This is a genomic window from Endozoicomonas sp. SESOKO2 (genome assembly GCF_024606245.1).
Taxonomy (GTDB): Bacteria; Pseudomonadota; Gammaproteobacteria; order Pseudomonadales; family Endozoicomonadaceae; genus Endozoicomonas_A.
Genome location: NZ_JAHHPQ010000386.1, coordinates 1 through 4,222, shown reverse-complemented (window position 1 = coordinate 4,222; position 4,222 = coordinate 1). Strand labels below are relative to the sequence as shown.

Genomic DNA, 4,222 nt, shown 5'->3' with positions numbered 1-4,222 from the left:
ATGTTGTTGCCGCAGAAAAGACGGGGAATGTTGCTGGGTATTCTGGATCTGGAGAATGTCCGGGTTGACGATATCATGGTACCCCGAAATGAAATTTTCGGGATTGATATTGACGATGACATCAAGGATATCCTGGAGCAGTTAAGAGCCTGTCAGCACACCCGTTTGCCGGTCTATCGCGGTGATGTAAACAATCTTGTGGGTATGTTGCATATGAGAAAGGTAGCTCGATTGCTCAGTCAGGAAGAAGTCAATAAAGCAATTCTGCTGCAGGAAACAACGGAGCCATACTATGTACCCGAAAGTACTCCCCTGCATACTCAGCTGTTTAATTTTCAGAAATCTAAAGAGCGTGTCGCACTGGTGGTCGATGAATATGGCGATATTCTTGGCCTGGTGACGCTGGAAGATATCCTGGAAGAAATTGTGGGTGATTTTACCACCGATGTATCCGACTCCAGTCAAGATATTACCCCTCAGGAAGACGGTAGCTACATCATTGATGGTTCGGCCTCTGTAAGAGATATTAACCGTTCTCTGGGTTGGAAGTTGCCCACTGAGGATGCAAGGACGATCAACGGTTTGATCACCGAGATGATGGAGTTTATTCCGGAATCCAGTGTTTGTCTCAAGATAGGTGGCTACCGGTTTGAGATTATGCAGGTCAAGGACAACCGGGTAAAAGCAGTGAAGATTTTCACTGCTTAACTTGAATGATTAATTTCGCTGAATGAATTTTGGTTTTCGCCAGCCCGAGGGTTAGCGATTTTGCGGGTGGCTGTGGCTGGCATGAAACTGAGGTGCATCCAGTGGAATGGTGGTGTTCAATCCCACGTTCAGAAATTCTACCAGCATTATGGCGGTCAACCCCCAGATCAGATATTCACCGTATTGATACGAGGGCATGGAGTAGGTTTTTTCGTTCATACTCCAATGGTGAAACTGTAGATTGTCCGGATTGGTGAGAAAGTCCAGTGGAACGTGAAAAATGCGGTCCAGCTCTTCAATATTGGCGCTGAGCGACAAGTTTTCCGGCACAGAGCCGATGACAGGGATCACTTTGATACCGAAGCGGGAAATGACCGGCCCCATAGTGCCCAGAATCTGAACTGAAGATGGTTTCAGGTCTATCTCTTCCTGGGATTCTCTCAGGGCGGTATGGATCAGGTCACGATCGTCGTCTTCTCGTTTGCCGCCGGGAAATGCCACTTCTCCGCTGTGTTTGTTCAGGTGAGTAGCCCTTCGGGTCAGGATGATTTCGGTGGCCTGTCCCTGGTTATTGGTCACCAGAGGTACAAGAACGGCGGCTTCCGGAAGAGGGGTGTCTATACTTCTTGGCTGATGTTTGTGGAGTCTTCGCTCAATATCTGTAATCAACATATAACACGGGAATCTCTGGCTTTCACGGCGACATTCAGATGCTTAAAAAACAGAATGGCATTGGAAAAGGCGCCGTTGGAACATTGTTATTATCGACCTTGGATACCAGACTGCCTGTAACACCGGGCAGGGCTATCATTCCTTAGGTGCAACGCTGTTTTTTCGTGCTTTAAAAAGATCATAACACAGATGTTTTTTACAGCGTGCTCCATCTGGTAAAGAAATGTTATGCATTTTCTACGCCAATTTTGATTAAAGTGACTTCGGTTATGAATCGGGTTAAGGTGAAGAAAGATTTTCATAGTTAGAAGGAAAAACAGTGAATTTCTGCAGTGAATGTGGTGCTAAGGTCAGTAAGAAGATCCCCTGTGGCGATAACCGATTACGTGATGTTTGTGACGACTGTGGCAAAATTCACTATCAAAATCCGCTAATCGTCGCAGGTTGTCTGCCGGTCTACGAAGGTAAAGTGCTCCTCTGCAAACGCGCTATCGAACCGCGCAGGGGGTACTGGACATTGCCCGGCGGTTTCATGGAGCTGGGAGAAACCCTCGAACAGGCTGCCCTTCGGGAAACCATGGAAGAGGCCGGAGCAGAGGTTACGCTCCAATCATTGTATACCCTGTTTAATATTGTTCATGTGAGCCAACTCTCGGTATTTTTTCTGGCTCATCTTGATAAACCTGAGTTCTGCGCCGGTGAAGAGAGTGAAGCAGTAGCTCTTTTCAGCGAAGAAGATATTCCATGGGATGAATTGGCTTTCAATACCATCAGTCGTACCCTTCGCCATTACTTCAGTGATCGTCAAACAGGTTGTTTTCCTCAGCGGATGGAAGATATCGCACTGCCTGACCGCAGAGTGCTTTCTTAACTAAAGGATTATCCTACATCAGGTTGGAGCAGCGTGAACGACAGGCCGGAAATTACCGATCAGCAGTTAGTGAAGCTGGCAGGCGGGAAAGCTTTTTCCCAGGGGAAGGGATACTACCAGGAAGGCCGGGTCGGAGAGCTGTCGCTTCAGGGTGAGAGAGTATCTGCCAAGGTCATGGGTAGCGTGGTATATCGGGTCAATCTGGTTTATACCCAGAGTGCCCTGGACGGCAGTTGTGATTGTCCTGCTTCCGACGGTATCGACTTTTGCAAGCATTGCGTTGCTGTGAGCATGGTATTACGGGATAAAGTATCTGTGCTCCGGTTGAAAGAAGGCGCACAGGCCACCGACATACTGGCAGCTTATTTATTGCAAATACCCAAAGAAGAGCTGGTGGGACACTTTGTTGAAATGATAGACAGTAGTCGTTCAGTGCGAGAGCAATGGTTGCTCAAGGCTGAGACAGCGTTGGGGATAATGGATAAAAAAACCATCCGCAAACGAATAACCGCCGCCATTCCCTATAATCGTCATTGTTTTAGATATGCCCAGGTCAGGCAATATTTTGCCAATGTTGAACAGGTAATATTTGCCCTTGAATCGCCACTAAAAAAGCTGGCAGCCAGTGACCAGATGGCGTTGCTGGACTACGCTATGTCCCGAATCTTTCGTGCGCTGGAAACCATCGATGATTCAGGAGGTTTCAGGTTTGAGTCTATCGCTCAGCTACAGAGGATGTATGTTGAAGCCTTTGCTGCACTGAGTGGGTCTGAAGCGTCAAAAGCCCAACATCTCATGGAATTACTACTCAGGCATGAAGGTGGATGGCATGGTCGCATTCCGGATGATTTCAGTGAGGTAATGACTTCGGAGTGTCGGGAAGCTTTCCTTGATATCGCCCGGGCCCGTTGGGATGGGTTACCCAGGCTTAAGAGTGATAACTGGCGGGATCGATTCATTTATGACCGTTTGCTGAGGATTCTGCAAGTCGTACCCAAGCTGGAAAATGACTACAAGACTTTGATCCATCTCTATAAAAAGATCGCCAGGACAGAGGAGGAGTATCTGGTTATTGCCCGTTCTCATATGGAGCTGGGTGAGTATGATGAGGCCTGGAATTACCTCGATATGGCCCGGCAGGGCAGTAGTTTTAGTGAATCGGCCCGGATTCATGAACTGCAACAGTTACTGTTATTGAAGACGGGGCGTAACACTGAAGCTTTGCAGGACGTTTGGGAGCAATTTAAAGAGTCACCGACACTGTCTACTTTTGAGCACTTACAAGAGCTTTCAGAAGACCTGAACAGTCAGGAAGACTGGCGGCAAAAAGCCATAGACTGGATGAAAGAGCGGGTTGTCAGCACTCAGGGTTATCACCACCACCGTGTGTTAAACACACTGATGATGGCTTTTCTTGCTGGATCGGATCTGGAGTCAGCCTGGCAACTGGTCACAGATGCAGATCCGGATGCTACATTGCTCTACGAGCTGAGAAAACATTTTCGGCAAGATGGAGAACGTTCTCGTTTTCTCTATGAGAAGCTCGTTAAGGATTGTGTTCAGAAAAGAACGAGTAAAAGTTATCAAGAGGCGGTTGAACTATTGGTTGAATGCCAGCAGATATTGGCAGGACTGAATCAGCCGCAGGCATTTAGTCGGTGGCTTGATGAGCTGCGTGAAGAATACAGGACTAAAAGGAATTTTATGCGTTTTCTCAATGAGGCGTTTCCCGGACTTTAAACTCAGGAAACGCTTACCGGCCAGCTTTCAAAGGCTGGCTCTTCATAAGGGTGTGCCGATCTCAACGCGGCAATGGCTGCTTTCAGGTACTGCTCCTCACAGATCATTTCAACCTTGAATTCCTCAACGATTTCCACCATATCCTGCCTGCCAATGAAAGGGTCGCTGCCATTCAGCGGTCTGAACTGACCCTGGCCAGCTGTTTGCCAACAACAGCTGTCGTAGTTTTCG

Annotated in this window: 4 protein-coding genes and 1 pseudogene; 3 read left to right on the top strand and 2 right to left on the bottom strand. The window is 47.8% G+C overall.

What is annotated here, in order from left to right; all coding sequences use genetic code 11:
- The coding region (locus tag KDK17_RS08410; RefSeq protein WP_257287850.1) for a transporter associated domain-containing protein at window positions 1-708 on the top strand (708 nt) is incomplete at its 5' end.
- Between the two features lie 51 nt (window positions 709-759).
- Here KDK17_RS08410 and KDK17_RS08405 read toward each other — a convergent pair.
- Window positions 760-1,380 carry a CoA pyrophosphatase gene (locus KDK17_RS08405; protein ID WP_257274915.1) on the bottom strand — a complete coding sequence of 207 codons (621 nt, stop codon included), beginning with the start codon at window positions 1,378-1,380 and terminating at the stop codon, window positions 760-762.
- Between the two features lie 319 nt (window positions 1,381-1,699).
- Between KDK17_RS08405 and KDK17_RS08400 the strand changes: the two genes are divergently transcribed.
- Together KDK17_RS08400 and KDK17_RS08395 are read left to right on the top strand one after the other, a co-directional pair.
- Complete coding sequence (locus KDK17_RS08400; protein ID WP_257274916.1) at window positions 1,700-2,251, top strand: NUDIX hydrolase; 552 nt, start codon at window positions 1,700-1,702, stop codon at window positions 2,249-2,251.
- A gap of 33 nt (window positions 2,252-2,284) precedes the next feature.
- Window positions 2,285-3,991, top strand: coding sequence for an SWIM zinc finger domain-containing protein (locus tag KDK17_RS08395; RefSeq protein WP_257280722.1), 1,707 nt, complete (start codon window positions 2,285-2,287; stop codon window positions 3,989-3,991).
- 2 nt (window positions 3,992-3,993) lie between these two features.
- Here KDK17_RS08395 and KDK17_RS08390 read toward each other — a convergent pair.
- Window positions 3,994-4,222: pseudogene (locus tag KDK17_RS08390) on the bottom strand (NGG1p interacting factor NIF3); the annotation flags it as partial.

Coding starts and splice junctions, on each gene's coding strand:
- KDK17_RS08405 (WP_257274915.1), bottom strand. CDS start 1,380: ATGTTGATTACAGATATTGAGCGAAGACTCCACAAACATCAGCCAAGA.